This window comes from Deltaproteobacteria bacterium (genome assembly GCA_020848905.1).
In the GTDB taxonomy this organism is placed as follows: Bacteria; Myxococcota_A; Polyangia.
The window spans coordinates 13437-32772 of sequence record JADLHG010000050.1 but is presented as its reverse complement, the minus strand read 5'-3'; the positions used below and the strand labels follow the sequence as shown (position 1 = coordinate 32772).

Annotated in this window: 19 protein-coding genes; 6 read left to right on the top strand and 13 right to left on the bottom strand. The window is 71.3% G+C overall.

The window, feature by feature from the left end; all coding sequences use genetic code 11:
* Positions 1 to 17 precede the first annotated feature (17 nt).
* Genes IT371_22515 through IT371_22500 form a run of 4 tightly spaced genes read left to right on the top strand, consistent with a single transcriptional unit; the run spans position 18 to position 4934 of the window.
* Positions 18 to 1514 carry a radical SAM protein gene (locus IT371_22515; protein ID MCC6750455.1) on the top strand — a complete coding sequence of 499 codons (1497 nt, stop codon included), beginning with the start codon at positions 18 to 20 and terminating at the stop codon, positions 1512 to 1514.
* Positions 1511 to 2746 carry a glycosyltransferase gene (locus IT371_22510; GenBank protein ID MCC6750454.1) on the top strand — a complete coding sequence of 412 codons (1236 nt, stop codon included), beginning with the start codon at positions 1511 to 1513 and terminating at the stop codon, positions 2744 to 2746. The genes IT371_22515 and IT371_22510 overlap by 4 nt, the downstream gene beginning before the upstream one ends.
* Positions 2743 to 4287, top strand: a complete 1545-nt coding sequence (locus IT371_22505; protein MCC6750453.1) for a radical SAM protein — start codon at positions 2743 to 2745, stop codon at positions 4285 to 4287. Before IT371_22510 ends, IT371_22505 begins: the two co-directional genes overlap by 4 nt.
* The gene (locus IT371_22500) at positions 4284 to 4934 is read left to right on the top strand and encodes a YkgJ family cysteine cluster protein (protein ID MCC6750452.1); all 651 of its coding nucleotides are present in this window, start codon (positions 4284 to 4286) and stop codon (positions 4932 to 4934) included. Before IT371_22505 ends, IT371_22500 begins: the two co-directional genes overlap by 4 nt.
* Before the next feature lie 18 nt (positions 4935 to 4952).
* On the opposite strand, the gene IT371_22495 is transcribed toward IT371_22500, so the two are convergent.
* The 11 genes from IT371_22495 to IT371_22445 form a co-directional block, all read right to left on the bottom strand.
* The gene (locus tag IT371_22495) at positions 4953 to 5903 is read right to left on the bottom strand and encodes a hypothetical protein (protein MCC6750451.1); all 951 of its coding nucleotides are present in this window, start codon (positions 5901 to 5903) and stop codon (positions 4953 to 4955) included.
* A gap of 162 nt (positions 5904 to 6065) precedes the next feature.
* A complete protein-coding gene (locus tag IT371_22490) occupies positions 6066 to 7043 on the bottom strand; it encodes a creatininase family protein (protein ID MCC6750450.1) in 978 nt (325 codons plus the stop codon).
* A 10-nt stretch (positions 7044 to 7053) separates the two neighbouring features.
* Entirely contained in the window at positions 7054 to 8742 is a 1689-nt protein-coding gene (locus IT371_22485) for a hydrogenase maturation protein (GenBank protein MCC6750449.1), read from the bottom strand.
* Between the two features lie 14 nt (positions 8743 to 8756).
* Complete coding sequence (gene hypE, locus IT371_22480; GenBank protein MCC6750448.1) at positions 8757 to 9791, bottom strand: hydrogenase expression/formation protein HypE; 1035 nt, start codon at positions 9789 to 9791, stop codon at positions 8757 to 8759.
* Positions 9788 to 10948 carry a hydrogenase formation protein HypD gene (gene hypD, locus IT371_22475; GenBank protein ID MCC6750447.1) on the bottom strand — a complete coding sequence of 387 codons (1161 nt, stop codon included), beginning with the start codon at positions 10946 to 10948 and terminating at the stop codon, positions 9788 to 9790. The genes hypE and hypD overlap by 4 nt, the downstream gene beginning before the upstream one ends.
* Positions 10945 to 11190, bottom strand: a complete 246-nt coding sequence (locus tag IT371_22470; protein ID MCC6750446.1) for a HypC/HybG/HupF family hydrogenase formation chaperone — start codon at positions 11188 to 11190, stop codon at positions 10945 to 10947. Before IT371_22470 ends, hypD begins: the two co-directional genes overlap by 4 nt.
* Before the next feature lie 58 nt (positions 11191 to 11248).
* Positions 11249 to 11998: a hypothetical protein gene (locus IT371_22465; GenBank protein ID MCC6750445.1), complete on the bottom strand. Its 750-nt coding sequence runs from the start codon at positions 11996 to 11998 to the stop codon at positions 11249 to 11251.
* A gap of 36 nt (positions 11999 to 12034) precedes the next feature.
* Entirely contained in the window at positions 12035 to 12808 is a 774-nt protein-coding gene (locus tag IT371_22460) for a hypothetical protein (GenBank protein ID MCC6750444.1), read from the bottom strand.
* A gap of 168 nt (positions 12809 to 12976) precedes the next feature.
* Positions 12977 to 13396, bottom strand: a complete 420-nt coding sequence (locus tag IT371_22455) for an OsmC family protein (protein MCC6750443.1) — start codon at positions 13394 to 13396, stop codon at positions 12977 to 12979.
* Positions 13393 to 14307 carry a cysteine synthase CysM gene (gene cysM / locus IT371_22450; GenBank protein ID MCC6750442.1) on the bottom strand — a complete coding sequence of 305 codons (915 nt, stop codon included), beginning with the start codon at positions 14305 to 14307 and terminating at the stop codon, positions 13393 to 13395. Before cysM ends, IT371_22455 begins: the two co-directional genes overlap by 4 nt.
* Entirely contained in the window at positions 14294 to 15088 is a 795-nt protein-coding gene (locus IT371_22445; GenBank protein ID MCC6750441.1) for an aldo/keto reductase, read from the bottom strand. The genes cysM and IT371_22445 overlap by 14 nt, the downstream gene beginning before the upstream one ends.
* A gap of 132 nt (positions 15089 to 15220) precedes the next feature.
* Here IT371_22445 and IT371_22440 point away from each other — a divergent pair, with 132 nt between their 5' ends.
* Positions 15221 to 15952 (top strand): hypothetical protein, encoded by a 732-nt coding sequence (locus IT371_22440; protein ID MCC6750440.1) that lies wholly within the window; start codon positions 15221 to 15223, stop codon positions 15950 to 15952.
* On the opposite strand, the gene IT371_22435 is transcribed toward IT371_22440, so the two are convergent.
* On the bottom strand, positions 15927 to 16277 hold the full coding sequence (locus tag IT371_22435; protein ID MCC6750439.1) for a hypothetical protein: 351 nt from the start codon (positions 16275 to 16277) through the stop codon (positions 15927 to 15929). The genes IT371_22440 and IT371_22435 overlap by 26 nt on opposite strands.
* Positions 16274 to 17227 carry an alpha/beta hydrolase gene (locus tag IT371_22430; protein ID MCC6750438.1) on the bottom strand — a complete coding sequence of 318 codons (954 nt, stop codon included), beginning with the start codon at positions 17225 to 17227 and terminating at the stop codon, positions 16274 to 16276. Before IT371_22430 ends, IT371_22435 begins: the two co-directional genes overlap by 4 nt.
* 189 nt (positions 17228 to 17416) lie before the next feature.
* On the opposite strand from IT371_22430, the gene IT371_22425 reads away from it, so the two are divergent.
* Positions 17417 to 19330 (top strand): hypothetical protein, encoded by a 1914-nt coding sequence (locus IT371_22425; GenBank protein MCC6750437.1) that lies wholly within the window; start codon positions 17417 to 17419, stop codon positions 19328 to 19330.
* The last annotated feature ends 6 nt before the right edge of the window (positions 19331 to 19336 follow it).

Below are 19336 nucleotides of genomic sequence, written 5' to 3'. Positions count from 1 at the left end.
CGGGAGGCGTACCTGCCATGAGAGTAGCTCTGGTGAATCCCCCCTGGCGCAGGCCGGGGCACTACGGGGTGCGAGCCGGCTCGCGGTGGCCTCACTTCGAGGTCAACGGCTGCCGCTACATGCCCTTTCCGTTCTACCTGGCCTACGCGGCCGCGCTCCTCGAGCAGGACGGGTTCGAGGTCTCGGTCTTCGACGGGTGTGCGACAAAGGAGGCCGACGAGGCCTTCCTCGACCGCGTGGTCGACTTCCGGCCCGACCTGCTGGTGCAGGAGAACGCCACGGCGTCGATCGCCGAGGACCTGCGCTGGGCCGAGGCCTTCAAGACGCGCACGGGGGCCTTCGCGCTGATGACCGGGCACCACGTGGGCAAGATGCGTGACGACCTCGGGCGCTACCCGGCCATCGACGCTCTCGCCGGCGGCGAGTGGGAGTACACCGTTCTCGAGGTGGCGCAGCGTCGGCGCGACGGGCGAGGGCTCGCGGGGATCGCCGGGCTGACCCACCGCGACGACGGGGGGAACCTCGTTCACGAGCCGCGCCGGCCGAACGTGGAGACCCTGGACGCGCTCCCCTTCCCGCATCGGCGGACGCTCGCCATGGACCTGTACCACGACAACCCCGGCGACCTGCCCGACCCGTGTCTGCAGCTCATCGGCTCGCGCGGCTGCCCGTATACCTGCCACTTCTGCGTCTGGCCGCAGGTGGTCTACGAGGACAACCGCTACCGCGTGCGCTCGGCGAAGAACATGGCCGACGAGATCGAGCAGATCTTCCGGCGCGAGACCTTCCCCTACCGCTCCTATTACTTCGACGACGACACATTCAACATCGGCAACACGCGCCTTTCGGACTTCGCCGACGAGCTCATCATGCGCGGGCTGGACCACATCCCGTGGGGGGCGATGTGCCGGCCCGACACGCTGGCCCCGCGGGTGCTCGAGCGGCTTCGCCGGGCAGGGCTGCACGCGGTCAAGTACGGGGTGGAGTCGGGGAACCAGGAGATCGTCGAGATCAACGGCAAGAAGCTGGACCTCGAGAAGCTGCGCGAGACGATGCGCGTGACGCGCGGGCTCGGGGTCAAGACGCACCTGACCTTCTCCTTCGGGCTGATCGGCGAGACGCGCGAGACGATGCGTCAGACGCTGGACCTGGCGCTCGAGCTGAGTCCCGACACGCTGCAGTTCTCGATCGCCACTCCCTTCCCGGGGACGCGTTTCTACGCCTACGCCGAGGAGAAGGGGCTGCTTCTGACGCAGGACTTCAGCGCGTACGACGGCATGTCCCGCTGCGTGGTGCGCACGGACCACGTCTCGGCCGAGGAGCTCGAGAGCTTTCTACAGCACGCGTACGAGACCTGGAACGAGCACGTGGCCGGTCGCGGAGGCCTCTTCAGGCGGGTGGCGCAGCAGCCGGTCGCCTCGGTGAAGGTGGCGCTCGGGGACCCGCGGCGCGTCGTACATCTGGCGCGCGGCGTCCTTTCTCGGGCCCTGGCCCGCGGAGACCGACGGGCATGAGCGAGCGTTCCCTGCGGATCCTCATGGGGATCCCCTTCGACCTCTACTACCAGCCGTTCACCATCCGTTCGATACGCTTCGCCGAGGAGCTGGCACGGCGCGGGCACGAGGTCACGGTCGTGTACGCGCCGATGCGCGAGGGGCGCCGCGGGCGCGCGGTGCGGACCTCGCTCCCGTCGAGCTTCCGGGCGATCGCCTTCCGCATGGTGCGCGAGCCGGGGCGCTGGCCCGAGCTCTCGGAGCTCGTCGCCGCCGCCGACGTGGTGCACTTCCAGAAGTGCAAGCCCCCCATGTCGTGGATCGTCATGGGGCTCGCGCGGTATCACGGCAAGCCGCTGCACCAGGACTGGGATGACGACGAGCTGGCCTTCTGGCGCCAGGCCACGCTCGAGGCCGCGACGAACCCCGACGTGCCGTGGACCCGACGCGTGCCGGGGACGGCGAGGGCCGCGGCCGTGATGACGATGAGCGGCGCGACGGAGTACGTGATCCCGCGCCTCGTGGACACGGTGGGCGGCGCCACCGCGAGCCTGCGGCGGATGAGTCTCGAGCGCGGCTGCGCGGCGGGGGACATCTTCCCGGCGCGCGTGGGGGTGGACGCCGACCAGTTCCACCCGGGGCGGCGCGACGAAGCGCTCCGGCGCGAGCTCGGCCTGGCGGGGCCCACCATCATCTACGCGGGGAGCTTCGACGTGCTCCCGGACCTGCTCTTCTTCGTGGAGGCGCTGAAGGTCACCTTCGCGCAGGTGCCGAGCGCGCGCTGTCTCGTCGTCGGAGACGGGTTTGGTCGGCGGCGCTTCGTGCGACTGCTCGAGGAGGCGGGGTTCGGCTCGCGCGCGGTCCTCACCGGGGGGCTTGTCCCCTTCGCGGAGATGCCGCGCTACGTGGCCTCGTGCGACCTCGCGGCGCTTCCTTTTCGGGACACGGCGATCAACCGGTCGAAGTCGTCGCTCACGCTCCTCGAGTGCATGGCGTCGGGGTTGGCCGTGGTCACGCACGACGTGGGGGACACCGCCTGGACCCTCGGCGGGTGCGGCGAGGTGGCTCGCCCCGACGACGCGCGCGACTTCGGGGCGCGCATGGCTCGCCTGGCGACCGACGAGGCGTACCGCCGCAGCCTCGGGGAGAAGGCGCGCGAGCGCGCCGCGGGGAACTTCTCCTGGGAGCGGTCCGTGGACTGGCTCGAGGAGGCCTATCGCCGCGCGATGGCCAAGCGGCGGGTGCCGGCATGACGGTCTTGCTGGCGAACGCCCCCACCCGCATCCCGACGGAGAACGGTCTCGAGCGCTACTTCGTGAAGGCGGGGAGCCGCTGGCCCTTCTCGCTGGAGAAACCGGTGGGCGAGCCGCCGCGGTACTGCCCCTTCCCCTTCGGGCTCGGCGTGCTCGCGGGGCTGCTCGAGCGCGCCTCCTTGCCCGTCGAGGTGCTGGATGGTGTGGCGCTCAACCTGGCCGAGAGCACCTTCCTCGAGCGCTGCGTCGCGCTCCGGCCGCGCGTGATCCTGCTCGAGGCCACGACGCCGACGGTGGTGCAGGACCTCGCGGTCTGTCGCGAGCTCAAGGCGCGCACGGGAGCTCTCATTGCGCTCGCCGGAACGCATCCGACGGTCTTCGCCCGCGAGCTGCTCCGAGAGGAGCCGGCGGTCTCGTGGGTCTTCCGCGGCGAGTACGAGCTGGCGGCGCTGCGGGCGATCCAGGCCCTCCTGGCGGGGGAGGACCCCGAGGGGGCGGTCGTGGCCGCCACGCCGGGGATCGTGGTCGGGCGCGGCGCGCGCGGCGAGGAGCGCGAGGTGCTCGAGGGCCCCGAGCCCGAGCCGATCTTGGACTTGGACGCGCTCCCCTTTCCGGCGCGGCACCTCTTCCCGACGCGGCAGGCGCCCTCGATGTGGCCCTACTGGGACGGGTTCTGCCAGCGGCGCCCGGCGGTGCAGCTGCAGAGCACGCGGGGCTGTCCGTGGCGCTGCACCTTCTGTCTCTGGATCCCCGTGATGTACCAGCAGGGCCCCTATCGCACGCGCTCGCCGGGCCGCATCGTGGACGAGATGGAGGAGGTGATCGGGCGGTACGGGGCGCGCGAGATCTACTTCGACGACGACACCTTCACCGTGCGCGAGGAGCACGTCCTCGGGCTCTGCAGCGAGCTCGAGCGGCGCGGGCTGAAGGTCCCCTGGTCGGTGATGGGGGACGCGATGGCGGTGACCGAGCGGGCCATCGACGCCATGGCGCGCGCCGGGTGCATCGGCATGAAGTTCGGCCTCGAGAGCGCCAACAAGGAGGTGCTCAAGGCGACGCGCAAGCCCGTGAAGACGGACAAGGTGCGCGACGTCGTGGGCTGGTGCGCGAGGCGCGGCATCAAGACGCACGCCACGGTGACCTTCGGCCTCGAGGCGGACACCTCCGAGAGCATGGCCGAGACGCTGGCCTACTGCTGCGGGCTGCCCGTGGATTCGATCCAGTTCTCCATCGCAACCCCCTTCCCGGGGACCGAGCTCCACGCGCGGGCCGAGCGTGCGGGCCGCATCCGCGCGACCTCGTGGATGGACTACGACGGTGCCCGCTCGACGGTGCTCACCTTCCCGGGGATGCTCGGCGAGGAGGTGGCCTCGTTCGCGCGGCGTGCCCCCTCCGCCTGGCTGAAGAGCCGCCTGCGGGAGCCCGCCTGGGTGCGGCGGCAGGCCCGGTACCTCGCCCAGACCCTGGCCGATCAGGGGCTGCCGGGGCTCGTCCGCCGGGTGAACCGGGGGCTCGCGCTCTTTCTCAGTCGGCCCACGTGAGGCCCCCTCTTCCGCGCGGCTCGTCGGTCCCAGAACCCGCACCGGACGCCCCGTACATCGCGCGGCTCCTCCGCCCGTGGCGTGAGCTCGCCGGGCGCGTGGACGCGTTCTACTCCGCCGTGGAGGCCCGCGCGCTGGGACAGCTCCGCTGCCGACCGGGCTGCGCGGCGTGTTGCCAGCAGGACCTGACGGTGGTGCCGCTCGAGGCCCTCGCCGTGCTCGAGGGTCTGGAGGGCCTCGACGCGAGCGCGCGGCGAGGGCTGGGGGAGCGCGCGGCGACGGCGGGTCCTCCGTGCGTCTTCCTCGTGGACGGACGCTGCGCGGTCTACGCCCACCGGCCGCTGGTTTGCCGCAGCCACGGTCTGCCGATCCTGGAGCGGGACGAGGACGGAGAGCGCGTCTCGTGCTGCGAGCTCAACTTCGCAGGAGAGGATCTGCCGGCGGAGACCGTCCTGGACGGCACTCGGCTCTCGACCACCCTGGGCCTCGCTGACACCCTGCTGCGACGGGACCTGGGCCTAGCGGAGGAGGGCGGGGGGCGCATCGCGCTGCGGGCGCTCGCCGCAGCCGGGTGGGAGGCCTTGCCGGAGTCCGTGCGTGGGGCTCTCGTCGGTGAGAGGTGCGCGCCTCCCCCTGACGAAGGCTGACGCGTTCCTCCCTCGGCATCACATGCAGCAGAGCTTGCCCGTCCAGTGCTTGCCCGTGCCGGTGCAGTCCCAGGAGTAGCCCGAGACGCACGTGGTGGCGTTCTTCACGCAGCAGAACTTGCCGGTCCAGAGCTCCGCCGAGTCGCTGCAGTCGAAGCTGTAGCCGTCCACGCACTTCACGGGGCCCACCAGGCAGCACTGCTTGCCGGTCCAGTGCTTGCCCGTGCCGCTGCAGTCGAAGCTGAAGCCGTCCACGCAGGTGGAGGCGTTCTTGACGCAGCAGAACTTGCCGGTCCAGTGCTCGTTCGTGCCGCTGCAGTCGAAGCTGTAGCCGTCTGCGCAGGTTACCGGGCCATCCACGCAGCACTCCTTGCCCGTCCAGCTCTCGCCGGGGCCGGTGCAATCGAAGCTGTAGCCGTCCACGCAGACCTTCGGGCCCGGCACGCCGGCGTCCGGGGAGGGGCGGCTCGCGTCGGCGGCCGGCTTGCCGCTGTCCCGGCGTCCGACTCCGGCATCGGCCTTCGTCTCGCCGGGACAGAAGGTCTCGCTCCGCGTGGCCGAGCAGGCGGCGCTCTTGTCGGCGCACTTGCCGTCGATGCACGCCGCCGCGAGAAAGCTGCGCGAGGCGGCGGAACAGCCGCAGCAGAAGGGCTGGCAGTCGGCGAAGGTCGTGCAGGTGCTGCCGGGGGACTTGCTCCCCTTCAGCTCCGACGGCGAGGTGGGGCAGCCGCCGTTCTTCTGCTCCCCCTGGCGCGAGACTGTGCTCGAGGTCCCTTTGTCGGAGGTGGAAGCCCCGCCGTCGGTCCGGGGGCCATCGCTTCTCGGCCCGTCGTTTCCGGCTCCGTCCGAGGCCGCGCCATCGACTCCGCTCTGGCTCACCGCGCCGTCGGCGGCGTTGTTCTTCTCGGAGCAAGCCCCGAGCGACCACCCGAGGAGGGCGGCGCAGCCGAGTCGTATGAGAATTCCCATCGTCGGTCCTCCGTTCTGCCGCCGGACGGCCTGTCGTGCATAGCAAGGTGTGCGAGGCGTGAAAAGGCGGGGATGCAGTCTCCAGGTCGGACGCGCGATCCTTGGGGGGAGGATGTGACGTGACGCACAGCCGAGCGACGGAGACCTCGTCTCCTCAGCGCTCTAGGGGAAGCGGTGGAGCGCCTCCTCGGCGACGGCGAGTCCCGGGATGCGTCCGCCGAGTGTCGCGAAGCGCATCCAGCCCAGCACGGGCTCGGGGGGAGGGGCGCTGCCGTCGAACACCGCGCGCACGCCGCGCGAGAGGAGGGCCGCGATGTGGGCGGCGAAGTAGGCCCCCGCTTCGGGGCTCGCGCAGTCGGGGCGCCCCGTGTAGCCGTAGAAAGGGCGCACGGAGGTCCAGCCGCGCCCGAAGGCAGCCAGCTCGAGTTCGCGGGCGAGTCGCGCCCGCCCGAGGCGGGAGGCGAGCCGCGACGCGCGCGTCAGGAGCGGGTCGGGCGTCACGGCCGGGCAGGGGGGGAGCGTTCGATGGACCGGGGAGACGGACTCGGGGGCGTAGTGCAAAGCGAGCGAAGTTTCAAAAAAGCCTGCGTGGAGGTCCGTGCGCAGCTCGGCGAGCACGAGCTGCCGCAACGCGGGGTCGGACAGGTGTGCGACCGCCAGCGCGTGCTGCTCGGGGCTCTCGAGCGCGAGCAGCTCCTGGAAGAGGAAGTTGAGCGGCGCCACGGCGGCGATGCCCTGCCGGCCGAGCCAGCGCACGCCGTGCTGCAGCGCCACGCTCTGCAGCGGCGCGCCGTGGAAGGTCATCAGCACCACGCGCTGCGCACCGAGCCGCGCCAGTCCCTCGCAGGCGCTCTGCACCAGCTCGCGGAGGCGCGCGTACGAGGTCTGGCGCGAGCCCTGCCCGGGCAAGGCTTCGAATCCCGCCTCCAGGTCGGCCCCGAGCAGGAGCGGCCAGTCCTCCCCGGAGGGAGTCAGGGCGGCGTGAAGCTCCCGCACGATGCCCCGCGAGACGAGTCGGTCGTTGTGCAGCGAGAGGTGCGGCCCGTGATACTCGACCGGGTTCACCGTGAGGTAGACCGGCACGCCGCGGGCGCAGAGGGCGCGCGCCTCGCGCTGAGGCAGATCGAAGGGGTCGAGCATGGGCAGCACCTCAGCGATGCAGGGCAAGGTGAAGGGGCGTTCTAGAAAGGGGCGTCTTGTGCACGAAGTGGTAGCGGGCGACGTGGTAGCTCGCGTCGAAGCCGAAGAAGCTCCGGTGCATCGCCTCGAGCTCCGCCGCCCGGTACGCGGCGAGGGGGCGTTCGCGTTCATCCTCCGCGCGTCGCCGGGTCTTGTCGGCGAGAAAGGCCGCGGCGGCAGGTTCCCGGGTCAGCTCGACGACCCGCGCGTGGACCGCGGCGCGGAAGGCCTCCCCGATTCCTTCGAACCGCTGGTCGATGAGGCCCAGGCGTTCGGCCTCGACAGTTCCCATGGGGAGGCGGCCCTGGGTCAGCGCCTCGGCGTGCTCGCGGCCCACCTTGCGCGGGAGCGTGTAGGTCCAGTACTCGGAGCCGTAGAGGTTCCCCATCGACTTGTAGTGCGGATTCAAGACCACTCCCTCGCGGGCGAAGAGCCAGTCGCAGGCGAGGGCGAGAAAGAAGCCGCCGGCGGCGGCGTTCCCGTGGAGCGCGGCCACGGTGATGCGGTCGGTGGCCGAGAGCAGGGTCAGCACCACGTCGTCGATGGCCTGGATATTGACCCACGAGGTCTCCGCGGGGCTCGGTGAGGCCTCGATCAGGTTCAGGTCGAGCCCGTTGCAGAAGAAGTCGTGTCCGCCGTGGAGCACGAGGGCCCTCGTGGGGCGGCTCAGGGCGTGTCGGAGCGCCGCGAGGAGGTGACGACAGCGCGCCGGGCCGAGCGCGCCGTTGTAGAGCTCGAAGGTCAGGTGGCCGACGCCGTCCCGCTCCCGGTACGAGAAGGGCTGGAAGGTGGGGGTCGACTGGGCCTCGAGCGGCACGTCGAGCTCGGGGAGGTTTCCGACGCGAGACCCGAGGACCATCGCCGCCGGCAGCTTGAAGGTCGCCTCGTCGTTCCGCACCGCCTGGAGCTGGCCGAGCCAGACGGCACCGTCGCGGGTAGCGCGACAGAGAGCCCCGTCGCGTTGCGCGAGCCAGGTGCCCGGGGTGCCGCGCAGCGCCCCCTCCGGCCAGGCGTCGAAGCAGCGGATGCGGAGCCCGTCCAGGTCGTCCTCCACGCCGGGGGCGCCGTCCGCGCTGTGGAGCTTGCGCAAGACGGTCTCGGTGGGATCGGTACTCCATTCGATGGGGCGGTCGGTGGCGCGCATCCTCCGGCGGGCACGGCCCGTCCGCTCGCCCGAGAGCTCGGCGAGGGGCGAGGGTCGCTCGCCGCGCCCGAGCCGGGCCAGCGCCTCGCGCAGCGACCGCACCGCGGCCTCGGTCACCTCGAAGCGATAGAGGCTCCCCTTGCGCGCCGCACGCATAAGGAAGGTGGCGCTGGCCCAGACCTCCCCGCCGTCCAGCTCGGCGTTGGCCTGGAGCGCCGTGACCCCCCAGCGCTCTTCGCCCTCGAGCACGGCCCAGTCCAGCGCCGAGGGGCCACGGTCCCCCGGGATCCCCGGGTGGAGGACGATGCACGGCAGCACGCGCCAGATCTCGTCAGGGATGCGCCGCCGGAGATACGGCGCGACGAGCACGTCGGGGCGGAAGAGCGCTACGGCCTCGGCAGTCACCTGGTCGTTGACGTCGAGCTCGACCGAGACCTCGTGTCCGTCGTGGCGGAGCTCCACGTGCACGCGCTGGGTGAGGCTGTTGAAGCTGTGGGCGAGGAGCAGGATGTGCACGGTCGGTCGATCCCTCAACAGATGCGCGGGAGCTGGTCCCCGGCGAGCCAGTCCAGGACGCGCCGACCGCCGAAGGCCGTTCGGAGCTCCACGAAGCCGTGGGGATCGGGGACCACCTCGCCGATCGCGGCCGCGCGGCGCCCGAGCGGGTGCGCGCGTAGAGAGGCGAGTGCGGCGTCGGCCTCCTCGGGTGGGCAGACAGCCACGAGCTTCCCCTCGTTGGCCAGGTAGAGCGGGTCGAAGCCGAGGAGCTCGCAGATGGCGCGTACCTCCTCGGTGACCGGGATCGCCGTCTCGTCGAGCACCATCCCCACGCGCGACTGGTGCGCCAGCTCGTTGAGCGTGGCGCCGAGGCCGCCGCGCGTGGGGTCGCGCAGGCAGCGCAGGTGGGGCGCCGCCGCGAGGAGCGCGGCGACGAGCTCGTGAAGCGCCGCGCAGTCGGAGACCACCCGCGCCTCCAGGTCGAGCTGCATCCGCCCGGCGAGGATGGCCGTGGCGTGCTCGCCGAGGGAGCCGCTCAGGAGGAGCCTGTCGCCAGGGCGCGCGCGGTCGGCGCCGAGCTCCACCCCGTCGGCCAGCACGCCGACCCCCGTGGTGCTGATGAAGAGCCGGTCGGCCTTCCCCGGCTCCACGACCTTGGTGTCCCCGGCCACGATGGTGACCCCCGCCGCTCCGGCCGCGGTGGCCATCGAGCTCGCGATGCGCGCGAGGTCGGCGAGAGGGAGCCCCGCCTCGAGCACGAAGCCGGCCGTCAGGTAGAGGGGGCGAGCCCCCGTCATGGCCACGTCGTTGATCGTCCCGTTCACGGCCAGCGAGCCGATGTCTCCACCGGGGAAGAAGAGCGGCGAGACGACGTGCATGTCCGTCGAGACGACGAGGCGGCCGGGGATGGGCGGGAGGACCGCGCCGTCGTTACGCGCGTGGAGGGTCGGGTTGCCGAACGCGGCCAGGAAGAGCTCCTCGACCAGCCGGTGCGTGGCGCGACCCCCCGAGCCGTGGACCAGCTCGACGCAGGGCTCGTCGTGGGCGCCCGAGGCCGCGGTCGTCATCGGCCGACCTCCGTGCTGGCCGGGGGAGGAGACGCGCGTCGCGAACGGCGTCCGAAGGTGTAGTGCGCCGCGCAGGCCCCCTCGGAGGAGACCATGCACGAGCCGATGGGGCTCTCCGGGGTGCAGAGCGTGCCGAAGAGCGGACACTCCTCGGGGGCGAGCGCGCCACGCAGCACCGCCCCGCACTGGCAGGCGGGATTCTCCCGTCCGGCCGGCAGGGTGAGCGGAAAGCGCTGCTCGGCGTCGAGGTCGGAGAAGGCCTCGCGGATGCGGAGCGCGCTGTAGGGGATGGTGCCGAGGCCGCGCCACTCGAAGGTGCGTCGGAGCTCGAAGACCCGCGAGACCACGGCCTGGGCCCTCGCGTTCCCCTCGCGGGTGACCGCGCGGCGGTACTGGTTCTCGACCCGCGCCTGGCCGGCGTTCACCTGGCGCACGAGCATCAGGATGGCCTGCAGCAGGTCGAGCGGTTCGAAGCCGGCGATGACCACGGGCTTGCGGTACTCCTCGGCGAAGTGCTCGTAGGGCCGGCTGCCGATCACCACGCTGACGTGCGCGGGGCCGACGAAGCCGTCGATCGGTACTGCGGCGAGGCGCCGCACCTGGGTGGACTCGAGGATGCTCGTCATCGCCGAGGGGGTGAGCAGGTGATTGCAGTGGACCGAGAAGTTCGTCAGGCCGAGCTCCCGCGCCTGCTCGAGGAGGAGCGCGGTGGCCGGTGCGGTCGTTTCGAAGCCGATGGCGAAGAAGACGACCTGACGGGTCGGTTCGCGGCGTGCGAGCTCGAGCGCTTCGGCCGGGGAGTAGACGGAGCGGACGTCCGCGCCCGCGGCCCGGGCGTGGAGCAGGCTCGTGCGGTGCGAGCCGGGGACGCGCAGGAGGTCGCCGAAGGTGCAGAGCGCCACGCTCTCGTGCTGCGCCAGGGCGATGGCCAGGTCCACGCGCGCGCTGGGAAGCACGCAAACGGGGCACCCCGGCCCGTGGATCATGCGCACCTCGGGAGGGAGGAGCTCCTGCAGGCCGTAGCGCCAGAGCGCGTGCGTGTGGCCGCCACAGAACTCCATCAGGCGGTAGGTGGCGCCGGGGTGGACGTCGCGCCTGAGGGCGGCGAGAAGCGCGCGAGCCGACGGCGCGTGCCGGAAGTCGTCCACGAACTTCACGGGGAGCGCTCGTCGGCGGCCTCGGCGGCGGCGGCGAGCCCGGCGAAGAGCGCCAGGGTTCGCTCGGCCTCCTCGGGGTCGAGTCGCCCGATAGCGAAGCCCGCGTGGACGATCACGTAGTCACCGACCCGCACCTCGTCGAGCAGCGCGACGTGGACCGTCTGGCGCACGCCGCCCAGCTCGGCTTCGGCGCGTCCCGCGTCGTCGAGGGAGACGACGCGGAGGGGTACGGCGAGGCACATGAACAGGTGATAGCACCTCTCCGTCGAGGTGCTCAAGGGAGGGGCCGAACTCCGAAGGCTACCTGACGGCGTCCACGGCGCCCCCCGCCGGGGGTGGCCCGAGGAGCTGCTGCTCGGTCATGGCGTTGAACTCGGCCACGGTGTTCACCGGTACGCCGACGGGGCCGACCCAGTCGTTGCCCGCGTGGATCAGCTTGGGCAAGAGGTTCGCGGGGGTGTTGGAGCGACTGACGCCGAGACGGTGCCAGAGGCTCTGGCCGGGACCGACCTCGGCCGAGACGAGCCACCACATGCAGCCCGCGTGCTGTCGCTCGCCGGGGCGCCGCGCCACGTAGTTGTTCCAGTTCAGCCCGTCGGTGGCCCAGAAGTTCAGCAGGTGATCGAGCTCCGCCCGGGGAAGTCCGAGCGCGAGGTACCTCCCCGCGTAGTTGGTGCCGAGCTGAGGGTTCGCGTTCGGGTCGCGGTAGGCCCCCGACGAATAGCGATAGTAGCCGACGGCGCCGATGCTGATGGTGGCGTGGACCGGGTCCTGCTGGATGGAGCGATAGGTCAGCGCCCCGTTCGCCACGCCGAAGATCTCGGCGAAGCTCTGCGCCGTGTTGGCCAGCACGGGGACGATGAGCCGCTCTACGCTGCGGCCACCGGCGTCGAGGTTCGCCACCCGCATCGGGAGGTTGTTCACCTGGCAGTACTGCGCGGCGAGCTGACGCAGGCGCGCGGGGGCGCGGGCGGAGGCGGGTCGTGCCGGGCAGAGGGCGAACGCTGCGACGACGAACAGACTGAGGCGTCCGGGTGCGAGGCGGGTCATGACACTCCTCGAGGTGACCGGCAGTGGGCCGAGTAGCTAGCGAATGGCGTCCGCGGCGCCGCCTCCCGGGGGAGGGCCGAGGAGCTGCTGGTCGGTCATGGCGTTGAACTGATCGAGGCTGTTGACCGGCACGCCGACGGGGCCGACCCATTCGTTGCCGGCATGGATCAGCTTCGGGAGGAGGTTCGCCGGCGTGGCGGAGCGGCTGACGCCGAGGCGGTGCCACAGGCTCTGGCCGGGCCCGCTTTCGGCGGAGACGAGCCACCACATGCAGCCGGCGCGCTGCTGGGCGCCGGGGTGCCGCTGGAGGTACGTGTTCCAGCCGACGCCGTCGGTGGCCCAGAAGTTCAGCGCGTGGTTGATCTCTTGCGGGTTGAGACCGAAGGCGCAGTAGAGACCGCCGTAGGCCGGGGTCATCACGGGGTTCTGCTGCCGGTAGCGCTGGGCGAAGTACCCCTGGTTGCCGCTGCCGTACGCCATGTACTCGTTCGTCCCGAGTGAAAGCTGGACGTGGATGTTGTCGTTGCTCGGGCAGCGGTAGACCATCGCGCCGTTGGCGGTGCCAAAGGTCTGCTCGAAGCTCTGGGAGGTGTTCGCGAGCACCGGCACCACCAGACGCTCGACGTTGCGCCCGGGCAGGTTCAGGTTCACCGCCCGCATCGGCAGGTTGTTCGCGCGGCAGTACTGCTCGGTGAGTTGCCGGAGCCGCGCCCGCGTCTGGGCGCGAGCGGAGCTCCCGAGGAGGGCGACGAGCGCGAGGAGGGCGAGAGAGAGTGCAGTGCGAGATGCGGCGCGGCGAGCTGGTGCCATCGTGGGATACCTCTCCTTCGAGAGAGGCAGACAGCAACCGCCGTGCCACGGCTCGCCACTGGAATGACGCAGGTATTCCGCGCGCGGGATCGCGGGGCTCACGCGTTTCCGGACGGCGTCGCTGGAACTCGGAGGCGGTGCGGACGAGGGAAGCGGACGCGCCCGCCGCTACGTCGTCGGTTCGCGGAGCGTGATGCGGTGGGAGATCTTGGCAGTGGACTCCAGCATCCGCGAGACGGAGCAGTACTTCTCGAGGGAGAGCTTCACGGCGCGTTCGAGCTTGTGCAGGTCTATGGCCCCCGACGCGACGTAGTGCAGGTCGATCTGCGTGAGGACGGCGGGGATCGCGTCGGCACGCTGCGCCTCGACGTGAACCTCCAGGTCTTCGATCGGCTGGTGCTGCTGGCCCAGGATGTGGAGCACGTCGAGGGCCGAGCAGCCGGCCATCCCCATCAGCACGAGCTCCATCGGGCGAACGCCCTCGCCCTGGCCGCCGGCGTTCGGCGGACCGTCCAGCAGGGCCTTCTGACCGCTCTCGCTGAGGCCTTCGAACTGCGCTCCCCGCGTACGACGAATCGAGATCTTCATGGCGCTCCTTTCGGTGCGTACAGGTTGGACGAGAGGTAGCGGTCTCCCCGGTCGCAGATCACCACGACGACAAGTCCCGCGTCCAGCTCGGAGCAGACACGGAGAGCGGCCGCCACCGCGCCGCCGCTGCTCGCCCCGGCGAGGACCCCGCAGGTTCGCGCCAGCGTGCGCGCGGTCTCGTTGGCCTCTTCGGCGCTGACCTCCAGCACGCGGTCCACGCGGGAGGGTTCGTAGATCCGCGGGAGGTAGGCCGCGGGCCAGCGTCGAATGCCGGGGATCTGCGAGCCCTCCTTGGGGTGTACGCCCACGATCTGGATCGTCTGGCGCTGTTCCTTGAGGAAGCGCGAGGTGCCCACGATCGTGCCCGTGGTGCCCATCGCCGAGACGAAGTGGGTGATCGCCCCGCCGGTGTCGCGCCAGATCTCGGGCCCCGTGCTCTCGTAGTGCGCGAGGGGGTTATCGGGGTTCGAGAACTGGTCCAGCATCAGGTAGCCGCCCTCCGCGCAGCGGGCGCGCGCGACGTCGATGGCGCCCTCCATGCGCAGCGCCGCCGGCGTGAGGACCACCTCGGCCCCGTAGGCGCGCATGGTTTGCACGCGCTCGGCCGTGGCGTCCTCGGGCATCACCAGCACGAGCGGGATCCGCTGCGTGGCGGCGATCATGGCCAGCGCGATGCCGGTGTTCCCGCTCGTGGGCTCGATGAGGCGCATGCCGGGACGCAGCTCGCCCCGGGCGATCGCGTTCCGGATCATCCACCAGGCGGCGCGATCCTTGACGCTGCCGCCCGGGTTGGTCCCCTCGAGCTTGCCGAGGAGGCGCACCTCCGGTCGCCCGACGAGCGCGTCCAGCGCCACGAGCGGCGTTTCGCCCACGAGGGCGGTGAGGTTCCACGAGGCGTCAGCCGTGTACATGGTCTCCGATGCGGCGCACGCGCGCGAGGTCGGGCTCGGACAGGGGGCCCGCGTCCAGCGCCCGCACGGCCTCGGTGAGCTGCTCGCCGTCGGCGGGACCGATCATGCAGAGGTCCACCGCCGGGTGGGAGAGCACGAAGCGGTAGCACTCGCTGGCCGAGAGCGGGCGCTCCCCCGACGGCATGCGCCGCTCCTGCAGGAGCTGGCCCCAGCGCGTGGCGGTGTAGGTCGTGATCCCTGGACGACCCTCCGCGGGCAGGTGAGGAAAGACCTCGACCTCTGCCCCGCGATGCGCGGCGTTGTAGCGGATCATGAAGATGTCGATCGGCGAGCTGGGGCGGGCGAGCAGCTCGCGGAAGTTCTCCCGTCGATGCCCCGAGAGCGCGAGGAAGCGGACCTTGCCCTGCGCCTTGAGGGAGAGCGCCGCGTCGAGCACGCGCTCCCGCGGGTAGTGGTTGAACCAGCCCAGGATCAGGACGTCCGCGTAGTCGATCCCGAGGGCTCGCAGCCCGCGCTCGTGAAACCGCGACAAGACGAGCCCCGTGTGGTCGTAGGTCTGAAGGGCGATGACCAGCTCCTGACGGTGGGTCCGGGCCAGCCGCTGGAGCGCGCGCTTCATCCCGCCCCGACGGGGCGACGACCAGTAGAAGTAGTTCAGGCCGTGCTCGTGGAAGGCCCGTTCCACGGCGTCGTCGGGAACGCCGTAGCCGGAGGCGAGGCCTAGCCGGCTCACCCGGAGGCCGGTTCGCCCGAGGATCGTCCGGTCGCGGAAGGTCGTCACGTTTCGACCGTAGGCCCACGGGCATCCCGCTGGCAAGGGGGAGGGCGTCGCTGGACAGGTGGCGGTGAATGTTTGCTCTCGGATGACCCACTAAGGGTCCGGTGCGGAGGGGACATGCCTGTGCGAAGTCGCGTGTGCTGGTTGGGATTCATCGCGGGGCTCGCCGCGTCGAACTCGGGCTGTTCCGGGGCGCCGAGCGGCTCTGACGACGCGAACGCCGGCCCGCGAGACGCCGCCGTGGGGGACGCGGTGACGGGGGATGCTTCCTCGGGCGACGCGGTCGGCGCCCACGATCTGTCTCGGGCGCGGGACGCCGCGGAGCGCGACCGGGGAGGCCGCGACGCGTTCCGGCCACAAGACCTTCGGCCGGACCAGCGGCGGCCGGACGCGCGCGCGAGAGACGGAGCCGCGACGCGAGACAGCGCTTCCGTCGGAAGTTGCGGGCCCGGCCTCACGTGTCAGCCGGGGCAGCCGTGCGGCACCTACGACGGTCAGCAGGCCATGGCGTGCGAATGCGGCGCCAGCGGCACCTACGCCTGCGGGACGCCGCTAACACCGCTCACCATGCCCTGTCCGACGGCCCCCACACCGCCGCAGCCCTGCGCCCCTCTGAGCGTGCTCTGCGTCAGCACGGGCCTCGGCGGGTGTTCGATGACGGCCTGCGCGGCCAATGGCCTCGGCGCCTGGCACGGTGGCTGTCAGCTCACGCCACGGTGCCCCGCGGCGGCGGTCTGCGGCACGGGCTGCAACGTGCCCGGCGCGAGCCTCGTCTGTAGCTGTATCAAGAGCGTGCTCAACCCGTCGGTGAAGACGCCCTGTTCGTGCATGGCCGTGGGGCCTACCTCGGCGTGGATCTGCACCTGACCGACGGAGGCGCGAGGTCCGGTGCGCCAGGCTGATTCACGGTGGGAGTTTCGCTGCGTGGGACGAGTTCCAGCGCGATGGCCGCGCTTCGTCCGAGGAGTCGGTTGAATCGTCGCACGGTTCCGTAGACGCCGCCCACGACGAGATCGTGGATCGCGTGGACTGTGCGCGAGGGAGCGGCGATGGGGGGCAGGGTCTCGGTGACCCGGAACGAGCGAGCTGCCGTCTCGCGGTGCACCCGTTCGAGGGCGGCACAGCCGTGTTCGACGCCGTCCTCGACGAGCCGTTGCAGTCCCCGCAGGCGCTGGAGGGTTTCCTCGGTCACGAATCGGGCCCCTCCGCGCACCACGCGCGGAGCCGGTCGTAGACCCGGAGGTCGTGCGCGAGCTGGAGGTGCGTCGCCTCCGGGATCACATGGACGCGATCGGCGGGCAGGGGGCTCGCCGCCCGGAGGCTTCCGTCCGTCGCGCTGGAGAGTGCGACCACCGCGTCGCCGAACAGCAAGGACAGCCGCGGGTCTCGCGCGACCGATCCCGCCACGAGGTGGTGCGCGATACCCGGAAGCAGCGGCACGGGATGTTGCGGGTCGCGCAGGGTGATTCCGTCCCGGCGGCGGGCACGGTCCTCGTGTCGCAGATCGGCGTCGCCGAGGTCCTTGATCCCCTCGCTGCGCAGGTCGCCGAGCTCGGCGACGAGGCGCGCGTAGGGGTCCGGTATCACGCGAAGCAGGCCGGCAGCGGCCCGCCCCAGGCGTTCGAGCGCCGCGCCGCGGTGGGGCGTGCCGACATAGAAGGCCCGACGCACCCGTTTCAGCCAGGGCGAGCCGGCCAGGGAGGCCTCGTGGCAGGCGCTGCGCACGACCAGGCCACCGAGGCTGAACCCGACGAACACCAGCTCTTCGAGCGGGCCGGGGTAGACGTCGGGGAGCGCCTCGAGCAGCCGCGCCAGCGCCACGCCGTTGTCGGGGATCGGCAGGCCGGAGTTGAAACGCAGGTAGAGCGGCGTCCAGCCGAAGTCCCTCTCGAGCAGGGACCCGTAGTCGCTCCCGTCCGGGAGGCGCCACACATCCTCGGTGCACATCAGCCCATGAACCAGCAGGACCGCGCGTCGCGAGGCCTGCGGGTAGGCGCGGGCCAGGGCGGCTGCGGCAGCGGGGACCGGTCGCCCCTGATGCACGAGAGTCATCTCCGTGGCGAGCCCATTGCGCGTGCGGGCCAGGTAGTCGCCCACCGCGCCGTTCAGCACACCTAGCGCGAGCTCCAGCCGGGAAGTCATGCCTCGCAGTCTGGCACGACGTGGCGGCGGGGGGCCAGGCGGCGCTCGCATCGAGGAGGCCTGCGAGACGGAGCAGCCACTGACCGGTCTTCGAAGAGGTCGCTCGCCGACGCGCGGCCATCGACCGTTGGAATTTCGACGGCTTCGGTCTTCGGCGCGCGCGGCCCGCTCCTTGCTCCGCGCGGGCGCATGCCGAGACGGCGTCTTGCGATCTGCCCATTCGTCCTTCTGACCCTGGCCCTTGCATCCTGCGGAAAGGTTCCCGACGAGAACCGGCGCGGAGCCGCGGCTTGCTCGCCGCAGGGCGGTTGCGCTGGCCCGAACGAGCTCGCTCCGCTCTTCGCCCGGCCGCTCGTCGTCTACAACCTCGCGGAGGCCGCGCAGGGCGATCCCGCTTCCTACTACGACGCGCAGGTCTTCGTGGCCGCGCTGCAAGGCTTGCTCAATCGCTCCACCCCCCGGCTCTATGTCCTCGTGCCCAAGGATCCGCGACACGAGAACTTCTGGTACGACGATGGTTACTCTTCCTACGACGAGTACTGGTTGCGCCGTCTCTCGGAGAAGTCGCTCGTGCGCGAGGTCGTGCGAGTCAAGAGCCTGGAGGTGCTGCTGGGCTGGGCGCGTCAGCTCACGACCGAGGTCAAGGGCCTGGCCGTCTGGCACGAGGCGACTCCGGCCACTCTGAACGCGGCGTTCACCGCGGCCGGTGTGGAGAGCCTGATCCCGGTGCGGTACTCCGAGGCGCCCGACAGCCTGTATCAGCGGGCGCTCCGTGCCAAGGTGCCCGTCCGTCGAGATTTCCGCTCTCTGACGACCAAGGGACAGGTCTACCGCTGGCTCATCGACACGTACCTCAAGCCGGGGCGCGTGGACTCGACCGTCTTCGGCTACACGCTCGACGGATACTTCCTCAAGGACCCCGAGCGTCAGGCGCGGAACGCTCCCACGCGCTTCGGCCAGCCCGAGTCGTTTCACGTCTACAACAACCAGATCCTGAGTCGCGACGATCTGGTGGCGCGGCGCGCGTTGATGTTCGACCTCCTGCCCGTCGAGGACGGGGCGCCGAACGACGATCCGTCCCAGCCCCCCGGGCAGGACCTGGCGCTGCTCCGTGAGATCCTGTCGTACGGGCAGGCGCGCCTCCCCAAGGGCCGCATCGGCACCGTGGTGGGGTTTCCGAACTGGGCCTTCAAGTACGCGCGGCCGTACGGGGCCCGCGAGGCCTGGGACCTCGAGTGGTCCTTCGCGCGCGAGATCTCGCGCTTCTACTTCGCGAAGGACGCCGACGCGATCCATCCCGCGGGCATGTCGAACGCGTCCGTCTTCCGGCACTTTCCGCTCCGGCGCAAGGCACCGAATCGCCCGCCGCTCGCCCGCCCTCCCTACGACCCGCAGAAGGTGTACGTGCATCTCCACCTCGGGGACTACGATTCCGCCGCGTGGATCTGGTTTCACGGTCGCCATCTCTGGGACGACCCCGCGCGGGGCCGGATACCTCTGTCGTGGGGTTTCAATCCGAACCTCGCCGAGCGCGTGCCCCCCCTGTTCGCGCACTTCTTCGACACGGCGACGCCGAACGACTACTTCGTGGGCGCGGACACGGGGGCGGGATACCTGAACCCGGGGTTTCTCGACGACGCGGGCCTCGAGCGGTGGGTGGAGCAGTGCACGACCTACTACGAGCGACTCGGCTACGAGCACACGGGCTGGGCGCTCAACGGATGGGCGGGAAGCCTCTCCGCGAAGGTGCGAGACGCGTTCGCGCGGTGCTCGCCGGGGGGCGTGGTGGCCCACGACGGCTTCGACGACGGAAGAACGCTCACGCAGGCGCGGGGTGTGCCTTTCGTCGCCGAGCTTCGAGACAGTGGCTCGGGTCAGGCGATGGCCTACGGCCTCCGCGACGAGACCTCGGCGGAGGTGCTGGCCGAGCGCCTGCTGGCACAGCGGCCGTCGCACGGACTCATCGCCCTGCGCACCGTGCTCGTGGAGCCCACGCGGCTCGTGGCCCTGGCGAAGGCCCTCGCGGCACGTGGGGCGGAGGTCGTGGACCCCTACACCTTCTTCGACGCGGCCAGGCGGCGCCTCCGCGCCGCGCCGCCCTGAGGTTCG

Bases quoted from the DNA above. Each gene is read 5' to 3' on its own strand.
- IT371_22505 (MCC6750453.1), top strand. From the start codon at position 2,743: ATGACGGTCTTGCTGGCGAACGCCCCCACCCGCATCCCGACGGAGAAC.
- cysM (MCC6750442.1), bottom strand. From the start codon at position 14,307: ATGTACACGGCTGACGCCTCGTGGAACCTCACCGCCCTCGTGGGCGAA.
- hypE (MCC6750448.1), bottom strand. From the start codon at position 9,791: ATGACGACCGCGGCCTCGGGCGCCCACGACGAGCCCTGCGTCGAGCTG.
- IT371_22430 (MCC6750438.1), bottom strand. From the start codon at position 17,227: ATGACTTCCCGGCTGGAGCTCGCGCTAGGTGTGCTGAACGGCGCGGTG.
- IT371_22425 (MCC6750437.1), top strand. From the start codon at position 17,417: ATGCCGAGACGGCGTCTTGCGATCTGCCCATTCGTCCTTCTGACCCTG.
- IT371_22470 (MCC6750446.1), bottom strand. From the start codon at position 11,190: ATGTGCCTCGCCGTACCCCTCCGCGTCGTCTCCCTCGACGACGCGGGA.
- IT371_22495 (MCC6750451.1), bottom strand. From the start codon at position 5,903: ATGGGAATTCTCATACGACTCGGCTGCGCCGCCCTCCTCGGGTGGTCG.
- IT371_22465 (MCC6750445.1), bottom strand. From the start codon at position 11,998: ATGACCCGCCTCGCACCCGGACGCCTCAGTCTGTTCGTCGTCGCAGCG.
- IT371_22460 (MCC6750444.1), bottom strand. From the start codon at position 12,808: ATGGCACCAGCTCGCCGCGCCGCATCTCGCACTGCACTCTCTCTCGCC.
- IT371_22490 (MCC6750450.1), bottom strand. From the start codon at position 7,043: ATGCTCGACCCCTTCGATCTGCCTCAGCGCGAGGCGCGCGCCCTCTGC.
- IT371_22455 (MCC6750443.1), bottom strand. From the start codon at position 13,396: ATGAAGATCTCGATTCGTCGTACGCGGGGAGCGCAGTTCGAAGGCCTC.
- IT371_22515 (MCC6750455.1), top strand. From the start codon at position 18: ATGAGAGTAGCTCTGGTGAATCCCCCCTGGCGCAGGCCGGGGCACTAC.
- IT371_22510 (MCC6750454.1), top strand. From the start codon at position 1,511: ATGAGCGAGCGTTCCCTGCGGATCCTCATGGGGATCCCCTTCGACCTC.